This window comes from Streptomyces sp. NPDC087422 (assembly GCF_044744145.1).
Lineage (GTDB): Bacteria > Actinomycetota > Actinomycetes > Streptomycetales > Streptomycetaceae > Actinacidiphila.
This window is the reverse complement of the sequence record NZ_JBIUXT010000015.1, coordinates 30,572-52,909: the sequence shown is the minus strand read 5'-3', so window position 1 is coordinate 52,909 and position 22,338 is coordinate 30,572. Positions and strand designations below refer to the sequence as shown.

At 72.7% G+C, this 22,338-nt stretch carries 22 protein-coding genes and 1 pseudogene; 12 read left to right on the top strand and 11 right to left on the bottom strand.

The genetic code is table 11. The features are described from left to right. Positions 1 to 44 precede the first annotated feature (44 nt). The 5 genes from ACIO6U_RS32740 to ACIO6U_RS32720 all read right to left on the bottom strand — a co-directional run bounded on the left by ACIO6U_RS32740 (position 45) and on the right by ACIO6U_RS32720 (position 4,754). Entirely contained in the window at positions 45 to 1,337 is a 1,293-nt protein-coding gene (locus ACIO6U_RS32740; protein WP_401724635.1) for a DUF6986 family protein, read from the bottom strand. A gap of 145 nt (positions 1,338 to 1,482) precedes the next feature. Continuing rightward, complete coding sequence (locus ACIO6U_RS32735; RefSeq protein WP_355343825.1) at positions 1,483 to 2,445, bottom strand: electron transfer flavoprotein subunit alpha/FixB family protein; 963 nt, start codon at positions 2,443 to 2,445, stop codon at positions 1,483 to 1,485. Positions 2,446 to 2,544: 99 nt separating this feature from the next. Next, positions 2,545 to 3,330, bottom strand: coding sequence for an electron transfer flavoprotein subunit beta/FixA family protein (locus ACIO6U_RS32730; protein WP_355343822.1), 786 nt, complete (start codon positions 3,328 to 3,330; stop codon positions 2,545 to 2,547). A gap of 206 nt (positions 3,331 to 3,536) precedes the next feature. Next, positions 3,537 to 4,076 carry a flavin reductase family protein gene (locus ACIO6U_RS32725; protein WP_401724632.1) on the bottom strand — a complete coding sequence of 180 codons (540 nt, stop codon included), beginning with the start codon at positions 4,074 to 4,076 and terminating at the stop codon, positions 3,537 to 3,539. A gap of 264 nt (positions 4,077 to 4,340) precedes the next feature. Then, positions 4,341 to 4,754: a thioredoxin family protein gene (locus ACIO6U_RS32720; RefSeq protein ID WP_401724629.1), complete on the bottom strand. Its 414-nt coding sequence runs from the start codon at positions 4,752 to 4,754 to the stop codon at positions 4,341 to 4,343. Between the two features lie 205 nt (positions 4,755 to 4,959). Here ACIO6U_RS32720 and ACIO6U_RS32715 point away from each other — a divergent pair, with 205 nt between their 5' ends. Together ACIO6U_RS32715 and ACIO6U_RS32710 are read left to right on the top strand one after the other, a co-directional pair. Then, on the top strand, positions 4,960 to 5,367 hold the full coding sequence (locus ACIO6U_RS32715; protein WP_355343813.1) for a DUF4395 domain-containing protein: 408 nt from the start codon (positions 4,960 to 4,962) through the stop codon (positions 5,365 to 5,367). A 159-nt stretch (positions 5,368 to 5,526) separates the two neighbouring features. Then, positions 5,527 to 6,273: a lysophospholipid acyltransferase family protein gene (locus ACIO6U_RS32710; RefSeq protein ID WP_355343810.1), complete on the top strand. Its 747-nt coding sequence runs from the start codon at positions 5,527 to 5,529 to the stop codon at positions 6,271 to 6,273. 59 nt (positions 6,274 to 6,332) lie between these two features. On the opposite strand, the gene ACIO6U_RS32705 is transcribed toward ACIO6U_RS32710, so the two are convergent. The 4 genes from ACIO6U_RS32705 to ACIO6U_RS32690 all read right to left on the bottom strand — a co-directional run bounded on the left by ACIO6U_RS32705 (position 6,333) and on the right by ACIO6U_RS32690 (position 10,277). Continuing rightward, entirely contained in the window at positions 6,333 to 6,935 is a 603-nt protein-coding gene (locus ACIO6U_RS32705; RefSeq protein WP_401314023.1) for a transglutaminase family protein, read from the bottom strand. A gap of 92 nt (positions 6,936 to 7,027) precedes the next feature. Next, positions 7,028 to 8,119 carry a threonine aldolase family protein gene (locus ACIO6U_RS32700; RefSeq protein ID WP_401724625.1) on the bottom strand — a complete coding sequence of 364 codons (1,092 nt, stop codon included), beginning with the start codon at positions 8,117 to 8,119 and terminating at the stop codon, positions 7,028 to 7,030. Then, positions 8,098 to 8,856 carry an SDR family oxidoreductase gene (locus tag ACIO6U_RS32695; RefSeq protein WP_355343801.1) on the bottom strand — a complete coding sequence of 253 codons (759 nt, stop codon included), beginning with the start codon at positions 8,854 to 8,856 and terminating at the stop codon, positions 8,098 to 8,100. The genes ACIO6U_RS32700 and ACIO6U_RS32695 overlap by 22 nt, the downstream gene beginning before the upstream one ends. Before the next feature lie 23 nt (positions 8,857 to 8,879). Beyond that, positions 8,880 to 10,277, bottom strand: a complete 1,398-nt coding sequence (locus tag ACIO6U_RS32690; RefSeq protein WP_401724622.1) for a DUF6421 family protein — start codon at positions 10,275 to 10,277, stop codon at positions 8,880 to 8,882. Between the two features lie 234 nt (positions 10,278 to 10,511). On the opposite strand from ACIO6U_RS32690, the gene ACIO6U_RS32685 reads away from it, so the two are divergent. The 4 genes from ACIO6U_RS32685 to ACIO6U_RS32670 all read left to right on the top strand — a co-directional run bounded on the left by ACIO6U_RS32685 (position 10,512) and on the right by ACIO6U_RS32670 (position 13,945). Further along, a complete protein-coding gene (locus tag ACIO6U_RS32685; protein ID WP_355343795.1) occupies positions 10,512 to 11,183 on the top strand; it encodes a glycerophosphodiester phosphodiesterase family protein in 672 nt (223 codons plus the stop codon). 142 nt (positions 11,184 to 11,325) lie between these two features. Then, entirely contained in the window at positions 11,326 to 12,246 is a 921-nt protein-coding gene (locus tag ACIO6U_RS32680; protein WP_401724619.1) for an ABC transporter substrate-binding protein, read from the top strand. Beyond that, positions 12,243 to 13,121: an amino acid ABC transporter permease gene (locus ACIO6U_RS32675; protein ID WP_355343789.1), complete on the top strand. Its 879-nt coding sequence runs from the start codon at positions 12,243 to 12,245 to the stop codon at positions 13,119 to 13,121. Before ACIO6U_RS32680 ends, ACIO6U_RS32675 begins: the two co-directional genes overlap by 4 nt. After that, complete coding sequence (locus ACIO6U_RS32670) at positions 13,118 to 13,945, top strand: ATP-binding cassette domain-containing protein (RefSeq protein ID WP_391164113.1); 828 nt, start codon at positions 13,118 to 13,120, stop codon at positions 13,943 to 13,945. Before ACIO6U_RS32675 ends, ACIO6U_RS32670 begins: the two co-directional genes overlap by 4 nt. 78 nt (positions 13,946 to 14,023) lie before the next feature. Here the strand turns inward: ACIO6U_RS32670 and ACIO6U_RS32665 are convergent, their stop codons facing one another. After that, positions 14,024 to 14,557 carry a GNAT family N-acetyltransferase gene (locus tag ACIO6U_RS32665; RefSeq protein ID WP_355343786.1) on the bottom strand — a complete coding sequence of 178 codons (534 nt, stop codon included), beginning with the start codon at positions 14,555 to 14,557 and terminating at the stop codon, positions 14,024 to 14,026. A gap of 221 nt (positions 14,558 to 14,778) precedes the next feature. Continuing rightward, the gene (locus tag ACIO6U_RS32660; protein WP_401724615.1) at positions 14,779 to 16,206 is read right to left on the bottom strand and encodes a PLP-dependent aminotransferase family protein; all 1,428 of its coding nucleotides are present in this window, start codon (positions 16,204 to 16,206) and stop codon (positions 14,779 to 14,781) included. Between ACIO6U_RS32660 and ACIO6U_RS32655 the strand changes: the two are divergent. From ACIO6U_RS32655 to ACIO6U_RS32630, 6 genes and pseudogenes are all read left to right on the top strand, one after another. Continuing rightward, positions 16,205 to 17,089: pseudogene (locus ACIO6U_RS32655) on the top strand (DMT family transporter); the annotation flags it as partial. The gene ACIO6U_RS32660 and the pseudogene ACIO6U_RS32655 sit on opposite strands and share 2 nt — an antisense overlap. Before the next feature lie 376 nt (positions 17,090 to 17,465). Beyond that, entirely contained in the window at positions 17,466 to 18,077 is a 612-nt protein-coding gene (locus ACIO6U_RS32650) for a DUF5134 domain-containing protein (RefSeq protein ID WP_355343777.1), read from the top strand. 81 nt (positions 18,078 to 18,158) lie between these two features. Further along, positions 18,159 to 19,097, top strand: coding sequence for a M56 family metallopeptidase (locus tag ACIO6U_RS32645; protein ID WP_355343774.1), 939 nt, complete (start codon positions 18,159 to 18,161; stop codon positions 19,095 to 19,097). Positions 19,098 to 19,120: 23 nt separating this feature from the next. Further along, entirely contained in the window at positions 19,121 to 19,825 is a 705-nt protein-coding gene (locus tag ACIO6U_RS32640) for an HAD-IA family hydrolase (RefSeq protein ID WP_355343771.1), read from the top strand. A 227-nt stretch (positions 19,826 to 20,052) separates the two neighbouring features. After that, positions 20,053 to 20,739: a TetR family transcriptional regulator gene (locus ACIO6U_RS32635; RefSeq protein WP_391164107.1), complete on the top strand. Its 687-nt coding sequence runs from the start codon at positions 20,053 to 20,055 to the stop codon at positions 20,737 to 20,739. A gap of 96 nt (positions 20,740 to 20,835) precedes the next feature. Next, a complete protein-coding gene (locus ACIO6U_RS32630; RefSeq protein ID WP_401724610.1) occupies positions 20,836 to 22,209 on the top strand; it encodes an FAD-dependent oxidoreductase in 1,374 nt (457 codons plus the stop codon). The last annotated feature ends 129 nt before the right edge of the window (positions 22,210 to 22,338 follow it).

The window sequence follows — 22,338 nt, the reverse complement described above, 5'->3', positions numbered from 1 at the left end:
CGCCCGCCGCGTCAGGGGCCGTCCGCGATCCGCGGGACAGGCTCCTAGCGGCCCGCCAGCGTGTCCAGCTCCGCGCGACCGAGGCCGGTGCGCTCGGTGACCTCCTCGGCGTCGATGGCGCCGCAGTCGAGGCCGCGCAGCAGGTAGCCGCTGAGGGCGCGGGCCGTGGCGGGCTCGTCCATGACGTCGCCGCCCGCCTTGGCGACGTAGGCGGCGAGGCGGGCGGCGCAGGCGTCCAGGCCCTCGCGGTAGAAGGCGTAGACGGCGGCGTAGCGGGTCGGCAGGTGGGCGGGGTGCATGTCCCAGCCCTGGTAGTACGCGCGGGCCAGTGAGCGGCGGACCAGGCCGTAGTGCAGGCGCCAGGCGTCGTGCACCTGCTCGGCCGGGCCGACGGGGAGCACGTTGGTGGAGCCGTCGGACAGCCGGACGCCGGTGCCCGCCGCGGCGACCTGCATGACCGCCTTGGCGTAGTCGGCGGCCGGGTGGTCCATCGACTGGTGGGCGGCGCTGACCCCGCACGCGGCGCTGTAGTCGAAGGTGCCGTAGTGCAGACCGGTGGCGCGGCCCTTGGCGGCGTCGATCAGCCGCGGCACGGTCGCCGTGCCGTCGGGGCCGAGGATGGACTGGGTGGTCTCGATCTGGATCTCGAAGCCGATCCGCCCCCGCGGCAGCCCGGCCGCCCGCTCGAACTCCTCGCACAGCCGCGCCATCGCCGCGACCTGCGCGGGGAAGGTCACCTTGGGCAGTGTCAGCAGCAGCCCGTCGGGCAGACCGCCCCCGTCCAGCAGGGCGGTCAGGAAGAGGTCGAGCGTACGGATGCCCCGGTCGCGGACCGCCGCCTCCATGCACTTCATCCGGATGCCGACGTACGGCGGCGCGCTGCCGTCCGCGACGGCGGCCGTCACGGTGCGGGCGGCGGCCACGGCCGCCGCGTCCTCCTCGGTGTCGGGGCGCGGCCCGTAGCCGTCCTCGAAGTCGATCCGCAGGTCCTCGACGGGCTCGCGCTCCAGCTTGGCCCGCACCCGGTCGTGGACCTCGGCGGCCAGCCCGGTGGACGGCCCCGCGGGAAGGCCGAGTACGGCGGCGAGCGCGGCGGCGTCCGGGGCGTGGGCGTCGAGTGCGGCCAGCGCCTGGTCGCCCCAGTCGCGTACGGTCCGGGGGCCGAAGGCGTCGGCGGGTACGTAGACGGTGTGCACGGGCTGCCGGGTGCCGGGGTCGCCGGGGTAACGGCGGGCCAGTTCGGCGTCGGTGCCGGCCAGACCGGCGCCGATGTCCGCCCGTACCGCGTCCGCCAGTGTCGTACCGGCCGCCGCCGCGCCCGCTGAGCCCTGCGCCATGTGCCACCCTCCCGGAAATTCAACAAATCGTTGAAGTGAAGCTAGCCGTGCCGTAGGCCGAGGTCAACACCCCACCAGCGGGGCGCCGGACGGACGACGGCCCCCGCACGCGGCTGGCGTGCGGGGGCCGTCGGGGAGGGGTCGGTCAGCCCTTGCGGGCCTTGATCTCCTCGGTGAGCTGGGGGACGACCTGGAAGAGGTCGCCGACGACGCCGTAGTCGACGAGGTCGAAGATCGGCGCCTCCGCGTCCTTGTTCACCGCGACGATCGTCTTGGACGTCTGCATGCCCGCGCGGTGCTGGATCGCGCCCGAGATGCCGTTGGCGATGTAGAGCTGCGGCGACACCGACTTGCCGGTCTGGCCGACCTGGTTGGTGTGCGGGTACCAGCCCGCGTCCACCGCCGCGCGCGACGCGCCCACGGCCGCGCCCAGGGAGTCCGCCAGCGCCTCGATGACCGAGAAGTTCTCGGCGCCGTTGACACCGCGACCGCCGGAGACCACGATCGCGGCCTCGGTCAGCTCAGGACGCCCGGTCGACTCCCGCGGGGTCCGCGAGACGACCTTGGTGCCGGTGGCCAGTTCACCGAAGGCCACCTCCAGCGCCTCGACCGTCCCGGCCGCCGAAGCCGCCTCGACCGGCGCGGAGTTCGGCTTCACCGTGATAACGGGGACGCCCGTGCTGACCCGGGAGCGGGTCGTGAAGGCGGCGGCGAACGCCGACTGCGTGGCCACCGGGCCGTCGGCGCCGGCCTCCACGTCGATCGCGTCGGTGATCAGGCCCGAGCCCAGGCGCAGCGCGAGCCGCGCGGCGATCTCCTTGCCCTCGGCGGAGGACGGCACCAGGACCGCGACCGGGCTCACCGCCTTGGCGGCGGCCTCCAGCGCGTCGACCTTCGGTACGACGAGGTAGTCGGCGAACTCCGGCGCGTCGGCGGCCAGTACCCGCACGGCGCCGTGCTCGCCCAGCACGGACGCGGCGGCGTCGGCGCCGGGGCCGAGGTGGACCGCGACCGGCTCACCGATCCGGCGGGCCAGCGTCAGCAGTTCGAGAGTCGGCTTGCGGACGGCACCGTCCACGTGGTCGACATAGACGAGGACTTCACCCATGGAAATGCACTCCTACGAAAAAGTTTGACGGGGCGGATACGGACCGGAACGGCCGGAAGCGGGCCCGGGACAGCGTCCGGGAGGGCGCCCGGCATCCGGTCAGATGAACTTCTGGCTCGCCAGGTACTCCGCGAGCTGCTTGCCGCCCTCGCCCTCGTCCTTCACGATCGTGCCCGCCGTCCGCGCCGGACGCTGCGTGGCGTCCTCGACGGCCGTCCACGCACCGGCCAGGCCCACCTCGGCCGCGTCCAGACCCAGATCCGACAGGTCCAGGGCCTCCACCGGCTTCTTCTTCGCCGCCATGATCCCCTTGAACGAGGGGTAACGGGCCTCGCCCGACTGGTCGGTCACCGAGACCAGCGCCGGAAGCGACGCCTCCAGCCGCTCGCTGGCCGCGTCGCCGTCGCGGCGGCCGGTCACCTTGCCGTCCTCGACCGACACCTCGGACAGGAACGTCACCTGCGGCACGCCCAGCCGCTCGGCCAGCAGCGCGGGCACCACGCCCGCGGTGCCGTCGGTCGAGGCCATGCCGGTCACGACGAGGTCGAAGCCCGCGCGCTCGATGGCCTTGGCGAGCACCAGCGACGTGCCGAGGATGTCCGTGCCGTGCAGGCCGTCGTCCTCGACGTGGATCGCCTTGTCCGCGCCCATCGACAGCGCCTTGCGCAACGCGTCCTTCGCGTCCTCGGGACCCACGGTCAGCACCGTGATCTCCGCGTCGTCCGCCGCGTCGGCGATCTGCAGCGCCTGCTCGACCGCGTACTCGTCCAGCTCGGAGAGCAGGCCGTCCACCGCGTCGCGGTCAGTGGTCAGGTCCTCGGCGAAGTGACGGTCGCCCGTGGCATCGGGCACGTACTTCACTGCGACTACGATCCTCAAACTCACGCCAGCTCTCCTACCTACTGCATCGTTGCAACGTCTTCGTCCAACTGCCCCGGAATCCGCCCCGGAATGGCAGCATAGGCGTCCGCGGCGGCGGCTCCCCGCCGGGACGCAGCAACTGCCCCGACAGAAATATTACTCGCCAGTACACAGAGCTGGTTCCCCGTTAGCAAGGACCTTGAACTGTGATGTGGCCGACGCCGCCGCGGTCAGTGGCCGAGTGAGTTGAAGCCGCCCTGGTGGTAGAGGAGCGGGCGGCCGGGACCCTGGGGGTCGCCGGCGACGGCCTGGGCGATGACGATCCGGTGGTCGCCCGCCGGGATGCGCGCCACGACGCGGCACACCAGCCAGGCCGGTACCTCGTCGAGCAGCGGCACGCCGTGCGGGCCGGACGCCCAGGCGGTGGCGGGGCCGAAGCGGTCGGCGCCGCTGCGGGCGAACGTGCCGGCCAGCACTTCCTGGTGCTCGCCGAGTATGTGGACGCCGACGAACGCCGCCTCGGCGACGGTCGGCCAGCTCGACGACCCCAGGCTGATGCCGAAGGAGAGCAGCGGCGGCTCGGCGGACACCGAGGTCAGGGAGGTGGCGGTGAAGCCGACGGGATCGGGGCCCGCGGCGGTGATCACGGCGACTCCGGCCGCGTGGCGGCGGAAGACCGAACGGAAGACGGCGGGGTCGAGAGCGGGGCCGGGCGTGGGGTCGAAGGCCGAGGAGTCAAAGGCGGCGGGGTGATCGCTGATGGCAGTCACGGTCAGATCCTTCTGAAGCGGTCGAGCGGCGGAGTGCGGGTCGTGGGCGCTCAGCAGCTCGGACAACGCGCGCTGGAGTGCCGACCGAAGTCGACATCGGCGCGCGCGTACAGATACGCGTACAGAAAGTGGTCGTGCGACATAACGTCAGAGTGACGATTCGGACGGGGTCACGTCAAGACCCGCCCGGAATATGGAATTTCCGTCACACCGCGCTCCGCCGGAGGCTGACAGCCCCTCAGATCGGCCGGCCCGCCCGGCTCGTCAGACAGCCGCGCCCAGCGCGGCGATCACGTCCGCCTTGCGCGGCTGACCGGCGGCCCTGCGCACGATCGCGCCGTCCGCGTCGAGGACGAACACGGTCGGGGTCTTGAGGACGCTCAGCCGCCTGACCAGCTCCAGGTGCGCCTCGGCGTCGATCTCGACGTGCCGGACGCCGTCCACCATGCCCGCCACCTCGTCGAGCACGCGCCGGGTGGCCCGGCAGGGCGCGCAGAAGGCGCTGGAGAACTGCACCAGGGTGGCGCGCTCCCCCAGCGGCCCGCCGAGTTCAGCGGCCGTCAGCCGCTCGTCGCCGTCCTTCGTCCGCACCCGGATTCTCCCGTCCCTGCGCCGGTGCACCAGCCCGTAGGCGCTCGCGGCCAGCAGTACGGCCAGGCAGACCACCAGTCCCGTCAACGCCGTGCTCCTCGTCCGCTCACACATCTCGTACGTCTCATACGCCTGGTCATACGTCCGGTCACACACCGTCGTACGTCCGGTCACACACACGGTCGTACGTCCGGCGGCTTCCCGCCCCCGTCTTTCCGATCCGTGCAGCGTTCATGCGAACGCAATGATTCCCGCGGTCGCGTTCCGTCGCTGGTCGGCCATTATTTCAGTCATGGAGATCGATGTACGAGGGCCCCGCTTCGGTGCGTCCCTGACCACGGTGGTGCTGGCGGTCGTGCTGATCACCGGCAGCGGCTGGCTGCTGGCCGTTCAGGCCGCGGTCTTCGCCGTGGGAGCGGTGGCCGGAGTGCAGAATTCGCCGTACGGCTGGGTTTTCCGCACCCTGGTGCGGCCCAGGCTGGGGCCGCCGCCCGGCACCGAGGACGCGGCCCCGCCGCGGTTCGCGCAGGCGGTGGGTTTCGGCTTCTCCGTGATCGGTGTCATCGGCTATCTGGTGGGCCCGCAGTGGCTGGGTCTGGCGGCCACCGCGTGCGCGCTCGCCGCCGCCTTTCTCAACGCCGCTTTCGCCTACTGCCTGGGGTGCGAGGTGTATCTGCTGCTGAAACGGGCAGCAGCCTGATGGGTTCCGCCGCAGGTCGTGAGAAGAATCTCGCCTCGGCACCGGTCCCCAGGATGACAGGGGGCCCGCCGGCGGGGCACCATCGCTCAGCGGCCGAACAACTTACGGGCGCGTAACTTCCGCCGGGAGCGCCGCCCCGGAGAGAGCAGGTGCCCCGACATGGCCGAACTCGTCTACCCACCGGTGATCGCTTGTGCCCGCACCATGTTCAAGGTGCAGGGGCTCAAATTCGACATCCGGGGCACCGAGAACGTCCCCCGCCAAGGCGGCGCCCTGCTCGTCAGCAACCACATCGGCTATCTGGACTTCGTCTTCTGCGGTCTGACGACGCTGCCCGCCAAGCGCCTGGTGCGCTTCATGGCGAAGGAATCGGTTTTCCGGCACAAGGTGTCGGGTCCGCTGATGCGCGCCATGAAGCACATTCCGGTGGACCGCTCCGAGGGCATGCACGCGTACGCGCACGCCCTGGACGCCCTGCGCGGCGGTGAGATCATCGGGGTCTTCCCCGAGGCGACCATCTCGCAGTCGTTCACGTTGAAGTCGTTCAAGTCGGGTGCGGCCCGGCTGGCGATGGAGGCCGGTGTGCCGCTGCTGCCGATGGCGCTGTGGGGCACTCAGCGACTGTGGACGAAGGGGCACCCGCGCAATCTGGGCCGCAGCAAGTTCCCGATCACGCTGCGGATCGGCGAGCAGATGCGCCCGCAGGAGAACGAGAAGGCGGGCGCGCTCACCCGGCGGCTGCGGCTGCGGGTGCAGGAGCTGCTGGACGACGCGCAGCGTACGTATCCGGGCAGGCCCTCGGGCCCCGCCGACCGCTGGTGGCTGCCCGCGCATCTGGGCGGCACCGCCCCGACGCCTGAGGAAGCGGCGGCCAGGGACCGCGAGCAGCAGCCCCAGCCGAGCTGAGGCGGGAGCCTCCGGACGCGGGCGCGGGACCCCTCCGGACGCGGGACGCGACGGCGCCTTCACGGCAGTTCGGTGGGCAGCGTCCTGGCCAGTTCCGACCGGTCGCGCGCGCCGCGCAGGGCCTCCAGTACGGCCGTGGGCGGCGCCGCGTGCACGAGCGGATAGTCGGCCTCGCCGATCTCCGGGCGCGCCGCCCACGCGAGCCGTTCCTCGTCCAGCGAGAAGCGCGCGTCGACGCCGGGTTTGTTGCCGCGCGCGTCCAGCCGTGACCAGTGGCCGCGCCCCGGCAGCAGCAGGGCGATCAGGCCGTGGACCACCGGGTCCGTACCGTCGTCGTCGGTGAGCCGCTGGTAGCAGAGCCCGGCGGGGATGGACGCGGCGCGCAGCAGCGCCGTCAGCGCGTGCGACTTGGCGTAGCAGATGCCGGTGCGCTGCTCCAGCACGTCGGAGGCCCGCCAGGTGACGCGGTCGTCGCCGGAGTCGAAGGAGTGCGGGATCGTGTCGCGGACGAATACGAAGGCGGCCCGCGCATAGTCATGCGGTCCGGTGGTACGGGCCAGCAGCGCGGCCGCGGTGTCGCGCACTCGTGGGTGGCCGTGGTCGATGACGTCGTCGGCGGCCGTATACGCCGAGAGGTCGGCGGTCTCCAGGATCAGCTCCATATGCGGAGCCTAGGAAACCGCCGACCACTCGATCAATCGAATTACCGCCAACCGCATACTCATGCGGCCGACTCCGGGCCGCCGGACAGGCCCTAGGCCCGCATCTCCTCCTCGAGCGCGGCGGCGAAGCCGTCCACGTCCGACTCGGTCGTGTCGAAAGAGCACATCCAGCGGACCTCGCCCGTCGACTCGTCCCAGAAGTAGAAGCGGTAACGCTTCTGCAGCCGCTCGCTGACCTCGCGCGGCAGCAGCGCGAAGACGGCGTTGGACTGCACGGGCCGCAGCACGGTGACCCCGTCCACACCCTGTACGGCCCGCTCCAGGCGGCGGGCCATCGCGTTGGCGTGGGCGGCGCTGCGCAGCCACAGGTCGCCCGAGAGCAGCGCCTCGAACTGCACGGAGACGAACCGCATCTTGGAGGCGAGCTGCATCGACAGCTTGCGCAGGTAGTCGATGGCGCGCACCCGCTCGGGGCTGAGGACGACCACGCACTCGCCGAGCAGCAGGCCGTTCTTGGTGCCGCCGAAGGAGAGGATGTCCACGCCCGCCTCGGTGGTGAAGCGGGCCAGCGGCACGTCGAGGCCGGCCGCCGCGTTGGCGATCCGCGCGCCGTCCAGGTGCACGGCCATGCCGAGCTGGTGCGCGTGGTCGCAGATCGCCTTGATCTCCTCGGGCGTGTAGCAGGTGCCCAGTTCGGTGGTCTGAGTGATCGAGACGACCTGCGGCTGGGCCCGGTGCTCGTCGGAGAAGCCGTACGCCTGCCGGTCGATCAGCTCGGGGGTGAGCTTGCCGTCCGGGGTCGGGACGGTGAGCAGCTTCAGGCCGCCGACCCGCTCGGGGGCGCCGCACTCGTCCACGTGGATGTGCGCGGACTCGGCGCAGATCACCGCGCCCCAGCGCTCGGTGACGGCCTGGAGCGCCGTCACGTTGGCGCCGGTGCCGTTGAAGACCGGAAAGACCTCCGCGCGCGGGCCGAAGTGGCCGCGGAAGACCTCCTGGAGGTGGCCGGTGTACTCGTCCCCTCCGTAGGCGGGCTGATGGCCGCCGTTGGCGAGGGCGAGCGCGGTGAGGATCTCCGGGTGCACCCCGGCGTAGTTGTCACTGGCGAAGCCGCGCACCTGCGGGTCGTGGCGGCGCACGGCGTCGCTGGCGAGCTGTTCTGTCACGGTCGGGGCGTCAGCCACTGTCGGGTCCCGTTCACTTCCGTAGGGCTCTGGTCCCAGACGTCCGCGATGGCCTCGGCGAGGTCGCGCACGTCGGTGAAGCCGGCGAATTTGGCGTTCGGGCGCGTGGCCCGCATCTCATCGTGCACCAACGCCTTGATCACCAGCACAGTGGCCGCGGCCGTGGGTCCGTCGGCGCCGCCGAGCTTGCGGAAGGAGTCGCCCAGCGCGAGCGTCCACGCCTCGGCCGCGGCCTTGGCCGCGGAGTAGGCAGCGTTGCCCGCGGTCGGCGTGGTGGCGCCGGACGCGCTGATCAGCACGTACCGGCCGCCGTGGCTGCGCATGAGGCCGTCGTGGAAGGCGAGCGAGGTGTTCTGCACGGTACGGATCAGCAGCTTGTGCAGCACGTCCCAGTCGCCGAGGTCGGTCTCGGGGAAGGACGCGGAGCCGCGCCAGCCGCCGACGAGGTGGACCAGGCCGTCGACCCTGCCGTGGTCCTTCTCGATCCGGCCGGCCCAGTCCTGGGTCGCCTCCAGGTCGAGCAGGTCGACGATCTCGCCGGTGATGTCAGCGCCGCCCGCGTCGTAGCGCGCCGCGTCGACGGCCTCGGCCAGCCGCTCGGGGTCGGCGTCGGCGGCGATCACATGGCCGCCCTCGCGCGCGAGCCGTTGCAGTACCGCCCGCCCCGCGGGGCCGCCCGCGCCCGCCACGGCGATCACCGCTCCGTCGAGACCACCCGTGTACGTGTCGGTCGTCATGTCCGCCTCCTCGGCCGCACCGGTCACGCGGCGCCCCGAAGTGAGCTCTCGCCGGTGATTCCCTTGGTCGAGGTGATCACCGTCCGCAGCTTCTTCGCAAGGGCCTCGTAGAACATGCTGAGCGGAAACTCGTCCGCCAGCACGTCGTCCACGAGTTTGCGCGGGGGCTGGGACAGGTCGAGGGCGTCGGGGCCCTTCGCCCAGACCGAGCCGGGATGCGGGGAGAGGTAGCTGGCGACCAGGTCGTAGGCGGCGAACCAGTGCACGAGCTTGGGCCGGTCGATGCCGTCCCGGTAGAGCGTCTCGATCTCGGCGCAGAGCTGGTTGGTGACCTGCGGTGCGCGCTCCCAGTCGATGTGCAGGGTGTTGTCTGTCCAGCGTACGGCGTCGTGCTTGTGCAGGTACGCGAAGAGGAGCTGTCCGCCGAGTCCGTCGTAGTTGCGGACGCGTTCACCGGTGACCGGGAAGCGGAAGAGCCGGTCGAAGAGGATCGCGTACTGCACGCCCAGGCCCATCGGGTGGCCCTCGGCCTGGAGCTTCACGGCCTCCCTGAACGTGGTCAGGTCGCAGCGCAGCTCCTCCAGCCCGTACATCCAGAACGGCGCGCGCTGCTTGATCATGAACGGGTCGAACGGCAGGTCGCCGTGGCTGTGCGTGCGGTCGTGGATCATGTCCCACAGGACGTACGTCTGCTGCGCCAGGTCCTGGTCGGCGATCAGCCGGGCCGCCTCCTCGGGCAGTTCCAGGCCGAGGGTGTCGACGGCGGCGGCGGTCACCGCGCGGAAGCGGGCGGCCTCGCGGTCGCAGAAGATCGCGCCCCAGGTCCAGCGCTCGGGGGCCTCGCGGACGGCGACGGTCTCCGGGAAGAGCACCGCGGAGTTGGTGTCGTAGCCGGGGGTGAAGTCCTCGAAGGTGATCGGTACGAACAGCGGGTTGTCGTACCGATTGCGCTCCAGCTCGGCCAGCCAGTCGGGCCAGACGACGCGCAGGGCGACGGCCTCCAGATTGCGGTCCGGGTTGCCGTTCTGCGTGTACATCGGGAAGACGACCAGGTGCGGCAGGCCGTCGCGGCGGTCGGCCGCAGGCTGGAAGGCCAGCAGCGAGTCGAGGAAGTCCGGGACGCCGAAGCCGTCGTCGGACCAGCGGCGCAGGTCGGCGACCAGGGCGCGGTGGTACTCGGCGTCGTGCGGGAGGAGCGGGGAGAGCTGTTCGACCGACTCGGTCACCCGGCGCACGGTCCGCTCGGCGTCGTCCTTGCTGGGCGCGCCCTCGGCATCGAAGTCGATGGAGCCGTCCTTGCGCTGCCAGGGCCTGATGGCTTCGACGGCCTGCTTCAGCACCGCCCACGCGGGGTGGCCGACGATGCCCACGCCGGACGTACCGCCGCCGTCCGCCACCTTCGCCGAAAGAACTTCGCCCATGACCCCTCCTCCACAAAAGAAACTGTCGTCCGGACACCGTATCCGTGACCTTGTTGATCCATCAAGGGGAGCCGGTGGAGATTGTCCTGCCTGGTGGTCGACAGGCCGCTGTTCTTCCTGTCGTCTGCCGGGATGGGTCACTAAAACTTGCGCATAGCGGCCGCTTGAGCACGCGGTCCCGAGTCGTCACGGCGTGTTCGGCCCGCCGTCGCCCGGTCTCGCTAGGGTGCCGGTATGAGCTTCCTCACCGTCGGCCACCGCGGGGTCATGGGCGTCGAGCCGGAGAACACCCTGCGCTCCTTCCGCCGAGCCGAAAAGGCGGGCCTGGACCAGATCGAGCTGGATCTGCACCTCAGCAAGGACGGCGCGCTGATCGTCATGCACGACGCCGACGTCGACCGCACCACCGACGGCGCCGGCCTGGTCCGCGACCTCACGCTGGACGAGATCCGCGGCCTGGACGCCGGGCTCGGCGAGCGCGTACCGGTCTTCGAGGAGGTCCTCGAAGCGGTCGGCCGGCCGATCCAGGCCGAGATCAAGGACGTGGCGGCGGCCCGCGCGCTGGCCGACACCCTGAGCGCGCACGGCGCGACCGACCGGGTCAGTGTGCTGTCCTTCCACGACGAGGCGCTGGCCGAGATCCGTACGCTGCTGCCCGACGTGCGCACGGTGCTGGTCGCCAGCGACCTCGGCCCGGAGATCGTCACCCGCGCCCAGGCGGTGGGCGCCCGCCTGGTCAGCCTGGAACTGCGGCAGGTGAACCTGGACGTCGTCGAGCGCTGCCAGGCCGCGGGCATCGCCGTCATGGCCTGGACCGTCAACACCGCGCAGGAGTGGGCCCTGGCCCGCGCGCTGCGGCTGGACGGCGCCGCCACCGACCTCCCCGAGGAACCGGCCATCGCGTAGCCCCCGCGGTCCCGTACCGGCGTCATCCCGGCGCGCCACGGTCCCGCGGCTCCGCGCAATGTGCCGGACACAAAGGTCCGGCATCCGGACAACTGGCCGAATCGCGTGGACAGACGCGCCCGCGCGGTGCCAAGGTCCCGCCATGCGTCCCGCGATCTCGCTGTCCCCGCGCCGTGCCGCGCTCGCCGCGGCTGCCCTGCTCACCCTCGCACTGGCCGGCTGCTCGCCCCAGGACGACACGACCGACGCCGGTCCCTCGTCCTCCGCGGCGTCGGCCGGTGCGACCGGCACCACCACCGCCACCACGGCGTCGTGCGCGCCCGGCACGCTCGCCACCCGTACCCCCGGCAAGCTCACCGTCGGCACCGACAATCCGGCGTACGACCCCTGGTTCTCGGACAACAAGCCGTCCAACGGCAAGGGGTACGAGTCGGCGGTCGCGTACGCGGTGGCCAAGCAGCTCGGTTACGCGCCGGGCCAGGTCGTCTGGCAGACCGTGGCCTTCAACAAGGCGTTCGCGCCCGGTGCCAAGAACTTCGATTTCGACATCAACCAGGTTTCGATCAACGACGAGCGCAAGAAGGCCGTCGACTTCTCGCCCGGCTACTACGACGTACGGCAGACCGTCGTCGCGCTGAAGACCTCGAAGATCGCGAACGCGCACAGCGTCGCGGACCTGAAGAACGCCAAGCTCGGCGCCCAGGTGGGCACCACCAGCCTGGACGTCATCGACAACCTGGTGAAGCCCGCCAAACAGCCCGCCGTCTACCAGCGCAACGACCTCGCCGTGGCCGCGCTGAAGAACGGCCAGGTCGACGGGATCGTGGTCGACCTGCCGACCGCCTTCTACATCACCGGGGCCGAGGTCACCGACGCCAAGGTGGTCGGGCAGTTCGCGGCGGCGGGCTCCTCGCCCGAGCAGTTCGGGCTGGTCCTCGACAAGGGCAGCAAGCTGACCGCGTGCGTCTCGCGGGCCGTCACCGCCCTGCACGGCGACGGGACGCTGGCCGCCCTGGAGAAGCAGTGGCTGTCGGACGCCGTCGGCGCCCCGGTGCTCGGATGACCGTGCGGGACGACCCCGCGCAGGTCGACACGTACCAGCCGTCCGCGCGGCGGATCGAGCGCGAGCTGTACCGACGCGCCCGCGGCCGCCGCGCCCTGGTAGTGGCGAGCGTCAGCACCCTGGCGACCGCCGGGGTTCTGATCGGGCTGATCGTCAGTTCGCCCGGCTGGCAGCGCACCCGTGAGACGTTCCTCAACGGGCACTACGCGCGGCTCGCGCTGCCGGACGTGCTCCAGGGCCTCTGGCTCAATCTGCGGCTGATGGTGGTGTGCGGCGCCGTCGTCTTGGTCGCGGGGCTGCTGCTGGCGGTCGTGCGCACCCTGCGCGGCCCGGTGTTCTTCCCGCTGCGCGCCCTGGCGACGGCGTACGTGGACTTCTTCCGCGGGCTGCCGCTGATCATCTGCCTGCTCGCGGTGGTCTTCGGCGTGCCCGCGCTGCGGCTGAGCGGCGTCACCAACGACCCCGTGCTCCTGGGCGGCCTGGCGCTCTGCCTGACGTACACCGCCTATGTCGCCGAGGTGTTCAGGGCCGGGATCGAGACCGTCCACCCGAGCCAGCGCGCCGCGGCCCGCTCGCTCGGCCTCAGCAGCGCGCAGACGATGCGGTACGTGGTGCTGCCGCAGGCCGTGCGCCGCGTGGTGCCGCCGCTGCTCAACGACCTGGTGTCGCTCCAGAAGGACACCGGCCTGGTGTCGATCGCGGGCGCCGTGGACGCCGTCTACGCGGCGCAGATCATCGCCAGCCGCGACTTCAACTACACGCCGTACGTGGTCGCGGGGCTGATCTTCGTCGCGCTGACCATCCCGATGACGCGGTTCACCGACTGGGTGACGGCCAGGATGAACCGGCGGCAGTCGCAGGGAGGCGTCGTATGAGCGGCACGGGCGGGGACCGGCTCGCCAAAGACGTACCGCCCCAGGCGCGGGACCTGGCCGATCCGGACCGGAGCCGGGACACGCCCGTGCTGCGGCTGGAGTCGGTCCGCAAGACGTACGGCTCCTCCGTCGTTCTGCGGGACATCGCGCTCGACGTGCCCGCGCACACGGTCACGGCGCTGATCGGCGCGTCCGGCTCAGGGAAGTCCACGCTGCTGCGCTGCGCGAATCTGCTGGAGGAGATCGACGACGGCGCGATCTTCCTGGACGGCGAGGACATCACCGACCCGCGGGCCGACCAGGACGCGGTACGGCGCAGGATCGGCGTCGTCTTCCAGGCGTACAACCTGTTCCCGCACATGACGGTGCTGGACAACATCACGCTGGCGCCGCGCCGGGTGCACGGGGTGCCGCGGGGCGAGGCGGAGGAGCGGGCGCGGGAGCTGCTGGCCCGGCTGGGGCTCGCCGACCGGGCCGCGGAGTATCCGGACCGGCTCAGCGGCGGCCAGCAGCAGCGGGTGGCGATCCTGCGGGCGGTCGCGACCAGGCCGCGGCTGCTGCTTCTCGACGAGGTGACCGCGGCGCTCGACCCGGAGCTCGTCGGCGAGGTGCTGTCGGTGGTCCGCGACCTGAAGGAGCAGGGCATGACGATGGTGATCGCCACCCATGAGATGGCGTTCGCCCGCGATGTCGCCGATCAGGTCTGCTTCCTGGACGCGGGCGTGATCCTGGAGCGCGGCACTCCCGCCGAGGTGTTCGGCGCCCCGGCCGAGCAGCGCACGCGGGACTTCCTGCGCCGGATCACGGAGGCGGGACGGCTGTGACGGCCGGGGCCGGGCGACCGGGTTCGGGGCGCCGGGTACCGGGTGGCACGGGTGGATCGGGTGGCGGGCGTCCGGGTCTCAGACCAGCTTCTTCGTGAGCAGCTCGAACTCCAGGTCGTCCCTGGTCGGCAGCCCGAAGCGCTCCTCGCCGTATGGGAAGGGGCTGGTCTGCCCGGTGCGCTGGTAGCCGCGGCGGACGTACCAGGCGATCAGGTCCTCGCGGACCGAGATCACCGTCATGTGCAGCTCGGCGACGTCCCACTCCTCGCGGGCGAACCGTTCGGCCTCGGCGAGGATCACCTTGCCGAGCCCGGCGCCCTGGAGCGCGGGCCGTACGGCGAACATCCCGAAGTACGCGTGGTCGCCGCGGTGTTCGAGCTGGCAGCAGGCCACCACCTCGTCGCCGGACTCCACCACCGTCAGCCTGCTGTCCGCGCCTTCGATGACGGCCAGCACGCCCTCGGGGTCGGTCCGCTGCCCCTGAAGGATGTCCGCCTCCGTCGTCCACCCCGCGCGGCTCGCGTCGCCGCGGTAGGCGGACTCGATCAGCCCGACCAGGACGGGGACGTCGTCGGGGGTGGCGGCGCGGAAGCGGGGAGCGGCGATATCCATGCGGGCAAGGCTATCCCCAGGTCCGGGCCGCGCTCACGGGTCCTGCCGAGGTCTTCGCGGGCGGGCGGCGTCGGCGCGTGACGGGGCGCGTGTTCGACGTGGGGCAGGGCGCGGGTTCGGCGCGCGACAGGACGCGTGTGCGGCGCGCGGAAGGGCGTGTGCTCGGCGCGCGGAAGGACACATGTGCTGCGCGCGGAAGGGCTTCGCGACAGGGCTGGTGCTCACAGCGCGGGGGCGGTCTCGCGCAGCGCCACCTCGAAGCGCCGGACGCCTTCGGTGATCTCGGCGGCGCCCGTGGTGTAGGCGAAGGTGATCCGTATGTACGGGGCGGGCGACTCGGCGGGGAAATAGGGACGGCCGGGGGCGACGGCCACGCCCGCGCGGAGCGCGGCGCCGGTCAGCGCGGTCTCGTCGGTGCCGTCGGGCAGCCGCAGCCACAGGTGGTAGCCGCCGGTGGGCACCGGGTCGGGGACCAGTTCCGGCAGGCGGTGCCGGAGCGCGGCGAGCATGGCGTCGCGCCGCTCGCGCAGTGCGGCGGTGACAGCGCGCAGATGGCGCGGCCAGGAGGGCGCGCCGACGAGTTCCAGGGTCGCCTCCTGGAGGGGCCTGGGCACGAAGAAGCTGTCGACCACCTGGATCGCGCGCAGCCGTTCCATCACCGGGCCGCGGGCGATCAGCGCGCCGACGCGCAGATTGGGCGAGGTCGGCTTGGTGAGCGACGCGAAGTGGACGACGGTGCCGTACGGGTCCTCGGCGACCAGGGGCGGCGGCAGCGGGTCGCCGTGGCCGAGCCGCCGGGCGAAGTCGTCCTCGACCACGAAGGCGCCCGCCGCCCGCGCGATGTCGAGCACCTGGCGGCGGCGCCCGGCGGCGAGCACCGCGCCGGTCGGATTCTGGAAGAGCGGCTGGCAGAAGAAGACCCGCGCGCCGCTGGCCTCGAAGGCGTCGGCGAGCAGATCGGGCCGGACGCCGTCCGCGTCGAGCGGGACCGGCACCGGCCGCAGCCCCGCGGCGCGGGCGGCGGAGAGCGCGCCGGGGTAGGTGGGCGATTCGACGAGTACGGCGGAGCCCGGCGCGGCCAGCGCGCGCAGGGCCGTGGTGAGGGCGGCCTGCCCGCCGGAGGTGATCAGCACCTGGGCGGGCGGGACTCCCGCCTCGCGGCCGAACCAGTTCCGCAGCGCGGTGAGCCCTTCCAGCGGCGGCCGTTCCCAGGCACCGGGCCTGCGGGCGGCGCGGGCCAGCGCGGCGCCGAGCGCCCGCTCGGGCTGGAGGCCGGGGTGCAGATAGCCGCCGTTGAGGGGGATGACGCCCTGCGGCGGGCCGACCAGGCAGCCCAGCACTCCGGAGGCGTCGACCACGCGCGGTGCCACGTCCGGGTCCTCCGCGGTGAGCGCGACCTGCTGCCAGGAGGTGTCGACGGCGGTGGTGGTCGCCGTGTCCTCGGCGGCCCGGTAGGTGCCCGCGCCGGGCCGGGTGACGACCAGTCCCTGCGCGGCGAGCGTCGCCAGCGCCCGCGAGACCGTCACCGGGCTGACCCCGAACCGCTCGACCAGGGCCCGGCTCGACGGCAGTTTCGCTCCCGGTGAGAAGCGGTCCAGCTCTCCTCGGAGGGATTCTGCCAGCGCACTGGCACTGCTATCGTCATTCATGAAGGATAAGAATAGCGCTACTCCCCGCACCTCAGTAGCGGTCGCGGGCACCGCGCTCGCCTGTCTCGGTGTGGCCGCCTTTTCGCTCACCTTCCCTTCCACCCACTGGGCGCTGAGCGGATTCGGCGCCTGGTCGGCGGTGACGGTCCGGGCGGTCCTGGCCACCGCGGTCGCCGGGGCCTTCCTCGCGGCGGGCCGGGCGAAGGTGCCGGACCGGGAGCACTGGGCGGGCCTGGCCGTGGTCGCCTGCGGTGTCGTCATCGGCTTCCCACTGCTGACCACCCTCGCGCTGCGCACCACCGACACCTCGCACGCCGCCGTCGTCGTCGGCGCGCTCCCGCTGTGCACCGCGGTGCTCGCGGCCGTACGCACCGGCGCGCGGCCGTCCCGTACGTTCTGGATCGCGGCCGTCGCGGGCGCGGCGGTGGTCACCGCCTTCTCGCTCGGCGAGAGCGGCGGCGCGCCGACCGCAGGGGACGGCTTCCTCTTCGCCTCGCTGCTGGTCTGCGCCGCCGGTTACGTGGAGGGCGGGCGGCTGGCGTCGGTGCTGCCGGGCTGGCAGGTGGTCGGCTGGGCGCTGGTCGGTACGCTGCCGCTCACCCTGCCCGCCGCGGTCGTGTCGCTGTCGCTGGAGCCGGTACGGCTGACCGGCGAGTCGGTCGGCGGGCTGGTGTGGGTCTCGGTGGTGTCGCAGTTCCTCGGCCTGATGGTCTGGTACCGCGGCATGGCGGCGATCGGGGTGACCAGGGCCAGCCAGCTCCAACTCGCCCAGCCCGTGCTGACGTTGGTGTGGTCCGCCGCGCTGCTCGGTGAGCACCTGGGCCGCGCCACACTGCCCGCGGCGCTCGCCGTACTGGTCTGCGTGGCCGTCACACAGCGCTCCGGCGCCCGGCAGGCGCGGGAAGTACGCAGGTCGCGGGCCGCGGCGCGGGCGCGCGGGGCCGAGGCGCCGGACGCCGGCCCGGAGGCGTTGCGGTCGGGCGACGCGCACGAGATCGTGGCACACGGCGATCCGCGACGGCGCGCGCCGCGGTGACACGCTCCCCCGACTACCCCGATGCGCTCGGGTGTGCGCCCTCGGACCTGGGCAGTTCTCCTGGGACCGCCGAACAACCGTCCGGCGGTCCGGTCGTCACGGACTGGACCGGGCCGGTCGTCACGGACCGGACCTGAACGGACCGGACCGGACCGGACCGGCCGAGGGTCACCGCACGGACCGGGGCGCGCCGAAGAGGCGTGAGGATGAGGGGGAGGACGGCATGCACGGACCACCGCTGGTGGCCTGGCTGCTCGTGGCGCTCAGCACCGTCGCCGCGGTCGCGTGCCTGCTGCGCCGCGAAGCGCGCGACGAGGCGGTGATGGCGGCGGGCATGGCGGTGATGGCCGTCCCGATGTCCGTCCTCGACCCGCGGCCGTGGGGGACGCCGCTGTTCGCCGTCGTCCTCGGCGTGGTCTTCGCGCTGGCCGGGGTACGGGCGCTGCTGCTGGTCCGGCGGCCCGGCCACCATCTGCACCACTCCGTGTGCTCGGCCGCGATGGTGTACATGGCCGTGGCGATGGGCGGGGCGGCGTCGGCGCACGGCGGCCACGCCGAGCACATGGCGGCCACCGGCGCGGGCACCCCGCTGCTCACCGGCCTGCTGCTGCTCTACTTCGCGGGCTACGTCCTGCGCAGCGGCACCACCCTGGTCGCGCTCCCGGCGCAGGCGCACGGCGCGCCGGGCGGCGGCCCGCTGATATCCACCGGCCAGGCGGAAGGAGGCGCGGGCGGCGGCCGGGACCGTGTCCCGCTGCGGCACGCGCCGGAGGTCGCGGCGGCCTGCCGGGTGGCGATGGCGCTGGGGATGTTCGCGATGCTGCTGACCCTGTGACGGACTCGCTGCCGTGAGTCATGCGTCACATCGGGTCGTGGTCCGTCCCCCGTGAACCGCGCGCCTCCTAGGCTGATCACCATGACGGTCCCGTTCGTGCTGCTGATTCTCGGCGCACTTGCGGCGGCGATGGCGCCGCGTCTGCTGTCCCGTGCCAAGTGGCCGGAACGCGAACCGGTGCTGGCCCTGTGGGTCTGGCAGTGTGTGGTCGCCGCCGTACTGCTGTGCTGCGTGCTGGCCATGGCGCTTTCCGCCTCGGCCGCCTGGGCCGCGGTCCGCGGCAATCTCTTCGCCTTCGCCCCGAGCGGTGTGGTCGACGCCTACGCGCTGTCCGAGTACGGCCGCTGGGCCGGGACCATCGCCGTCCTGCTCGCGCTCGGCGGTGTGTGGACCGCGGCGATGCTCACCCGCGAGGTGCGCGGCACACGGTCGCGGCGCAAGCAGCGCCGCGCGGAACTCCGCGTGCGCGCGCCCCGGCTGCCCGGCGAGACCGTCACGCCCGGCGAGCGTCTGGTGGTCCTGGAGGACGCCCGCTCCGACGCCTGGTGGCTGTCCGGCGCCGAGCCCCAACTGGTCATCACCACGGCCGCGCTGCGCCGCCTGAAGGGCCGCCAACTGGACGCCGTGCTGGCCCACGAGCAGGGACACGTACGCGCCAGGCACGACGTGCTGCTGCACTGCTCGGGCGCGCTCGCGGGCGGCTTCCCGCAGGTGCCGGTCTTCGCCGCCTTCCGTGACCAGGTGCACCACCTGGTGGAACTGGCGGCCGACGACACCGCCTCGCGCCGCTTCGGCCGCCTCACCACCGCCCTCGCGCTGGTCGAACTCAACGCGGAACGCGGTGTCTTCGGCCCCTGCCCCACGCCGCTCGCCGCGCTGCCCGGCCGCGTGCACCGGCTGCTCGATCCCGCGCCCCGGCTGCCGCTCGGCCAACGGGTGCGGATGACGGCCTTCGCGCTGCTGGTCCCGGCCGTCCCGCTGCTGATCGCTTTCGGCCCCGGCCTCGGCGCGCTGACCTGAGCGGCGGCGGGAGAGGCGGGGCCATGGCCGTCAAAGGCGTGATGTTCGACTTCTCCGGCACCCTGATGCGGGTCGAAGCGGCCGAGTCCTGGCTGCGGTCGGCGCTCACCGCCGAGGGCGTCACGGCCACCGACGACGAGGTCGCGGCGTACGCCGGAACGCTGGAGCGGGCGGGCGCGCTGCCCGGCGGCGGACCGCCCGAGCGGATTCCGCCGCGATTGGCGGCGGCCTGGGCCAGGCGCGACACCAGCGCGGCCGAGCACCGGGCGGCGTACGGCGGCCTGTCCCGTACCGTCGCGCTCCCCTGGGATGTGCACGACGCGCTCTACGACCGGCACATGGCGCCCGCCGCGTGGAATCCGTACCCCGACACCGAGCGCGTGCTGCGGGCTCTGCGGGACCGGGGCGTGCCGGTGGCGGTGGTGAGCAACATCGGATGGGATCTGCGGCCGGTCTTCGGGGAGCATGGGCTGGACGAGTTGGTGGACGTCTTCGCGCTGAGCTTCGAGCACGGCGTCCAGAAGCCGGACGAGCGGCTGTTCCGGATCGCCTGCGACGGGCTCGGGCTGGAGCCCGCGGACGTCGCGATGGTGGGCGACAGCCGTGCGGCCGACGGCGGCGCCGCCGCACTGGGCTGCCCGGTGTTCCTGGTGGACCATCTGCCGGTGACGGCACGTCCCGACGCGCTGCTCGGCGTCCTGGACCGACTGGGCTACCGACTGGGCTGATGCGGCGCCGCGCACCGTACGCGCCGAGCGCTCATGAACCGGCCGCTGAAGGGGCAAGCGCTTTCAGGACACGAGCCTCGATGACAAGCGCTTTCGGGATCGGCGCCGGTCCCGGCGATCCCCCGCGCCGCCGGGCCCGGCACCATCCCCCGTTTCCCGGACAGGGCGAAGCCCGCCGGGTTGCGCTGAGTATATTGGCTCGCAGCCAGTCAACGCAGGAGTAAATAATGTCCCCTCGGAGCGCATCGGTCAATGAAGCTATGCGTCAGCGTTCCCGAGAACGGTTGCTCCAGGCAACCGTGGAGCTGGTCGAGGAACGCGGCTACGCGGCCACCACGCTGGCGGACATCACCCAGCGGGCGGGGTCGGCACGCGGCCTGGTCTCGTACTACTTCGCGGGAAAGCGCGAACTGTTGCAGTCCGCCGTGCACCGGCTGATGCACATGGAACTGGCCGCCGCGCTGGACCGCGAGCCGCGGTCGGAGGACGGCCAGGAACGGCTGGCGCGGGCCATCGACGCGGTCCTCGGCCTCACGCAGACGCACACCACCTTGATGCGTACGCACATGGCGTCGATCCTCCAGGCGGAGGGTTTCATCCAGTGCCCGGAGCAGCAGAAGCTCGCGGCGCTGCTGAGCCAGGCGGTGGACGGCGCGGGAATCGTGTCGGGACCCGAGGGTCCGGAGGCGGAGTACCGGCTGCTGCGCGCGCTGCTGATGGGCGCGACCGTGGCGCTGCTGCTGCCGGGCGCTCCGATGCCGCTGTCGCGGCTGCGGGCCGAACTCTTCGAGCGGTACGGGCTGGAGTGGACGCTGGGGGTGCCGCCGAAGGACTGCGCGGTGGCCCCCGCGAAGGCCGGCGCGGGCGGGGACGGGGGCGGCGGGGACGGCGGGGACCGGCGACCGGTGGGCTGAAATCGTGCGCCTCGACCGGGCCGCCGGGTGCGGCGCTCTGCCGCGACGCGTCCGGAGGGCGCATGCTGGTGACATCCCGCCGAAGGGAGCACCGTCGTGTTACGCGTCGCAGTCGTCGGTTCGGGTCCGAGCGGGGTGTACACCGCGGACGCGCTCACCCGTCAGGAGTCGGTGCCGGATGTCGCGGTTGACGTGCTCGACCGGTTGCCGTGCCCGTACGGCCTGGTCAGATACGGTGTCGCGCCCGACCACGAGAAGATCAAGTCCCTCCAGGGCAGCCTGCGCAAGGTGCTGGAGGACCCGCGGGTCCGCTTCCTCGGCAACGTCGGCGTGGGGCCCGCGCCGCTGACGCCGGAGCGGCTGCTCGGTCTGTACCACGCGGTGGTCTACTGCGTGGGCGCCGCGACCGACCGCAGACTGGGCGTGCCCGGCGAGGAGTTGCCCGGCAGCTACTCGGCGACCCGCTTCGTGTCCTGGTACAGCGCGCACCCCGACGAGCCGCCGGACGGCTTCGCGCTGCGGGCCCGCTCGGCCGTGGTCATCGGCGTGGGGAACGTCGCGGTCGACGTGGCGCGCGTGCTGGCCCGGCGCGCGGACGAACTGCGGCGCACCGACGTACCGGAGGCGGCGCTGCGGGCGCTCGCCGACAGCCGCGTCACCGACATCCACATGGTGGGGCGGCGCGGGCCCTCGCAGGCGAAGTTCACCACCAAGGAGCTGCGTGAGCTGGGCGCGCTGGCCGACACCGATGTGATCGTGCGCGAGGACGAGTTGGCGCTCGACCCGGCGTACGCCGCCCCCTCCGGTCTGCCGACGGCGGCCCGGCGCAATGTGGAGGTGCTGCGCTCGTGGGCCGCGCAGCCGCCGCGGGGACGGCCGCGCCGACTCCATGTGCGGTTCTTCCTGCGCCCCACCGCGTTCCTCGCCGACGAGGCCGGGCGGGTGCGCGCGGTCCGTTTCACCCGAACGGGTCCTGACGGGCGCGGCGGTGTGTCCGATACAGGCGGCGGCGAGGAGATCGACGCGGGACTCGTCCTGCGCTCGGTCGGCTATCAGGGGGTGCCGCTGCCCGGCCTGCCCTTCGACCCTCGGGGCGCGGTGGTGCCGAACGACGCGGGCCGCGTGCTGCGCGACGGTACGCCCTCCCCCGGCGAGTACGTGGCGGGCTGGATCAAGCGCGGGCCGACCGGTGTGATCGGCACCAACCGGCCGTGCGCCAAGGAGACCGCGACGGCGCTGCTCGCCGACGCGCCGGGTCTGCTGACGCGAGAGCTGTCGGCCGATCCGCTGGCCGGGCTGCGGGCCGCGGGCGTACGGCCGGTCGCCTGGCGGGGCTGGCTGGCGATCGAGGCGGCGGAGGCGGAGTGGGGCCGTTCCCTGGACCGGGGGACGGTCAAGATCCCCGACTGGGAAGGGCTGTTGACGGCGGCGGGCCACTCGTCGTCGCCGCCCGCCGAGGGACCGGCCTGAGGCCCGTCACGGACGGGACGGATCGAGGCGCGTCGAATCCAGCCACTCGAAATCCGGGCACTCGAATCCGGGCACTCGAATCCAGGGACTCGGATACAGACTTTGGATCCGGGCGCCCCACGCCCCACA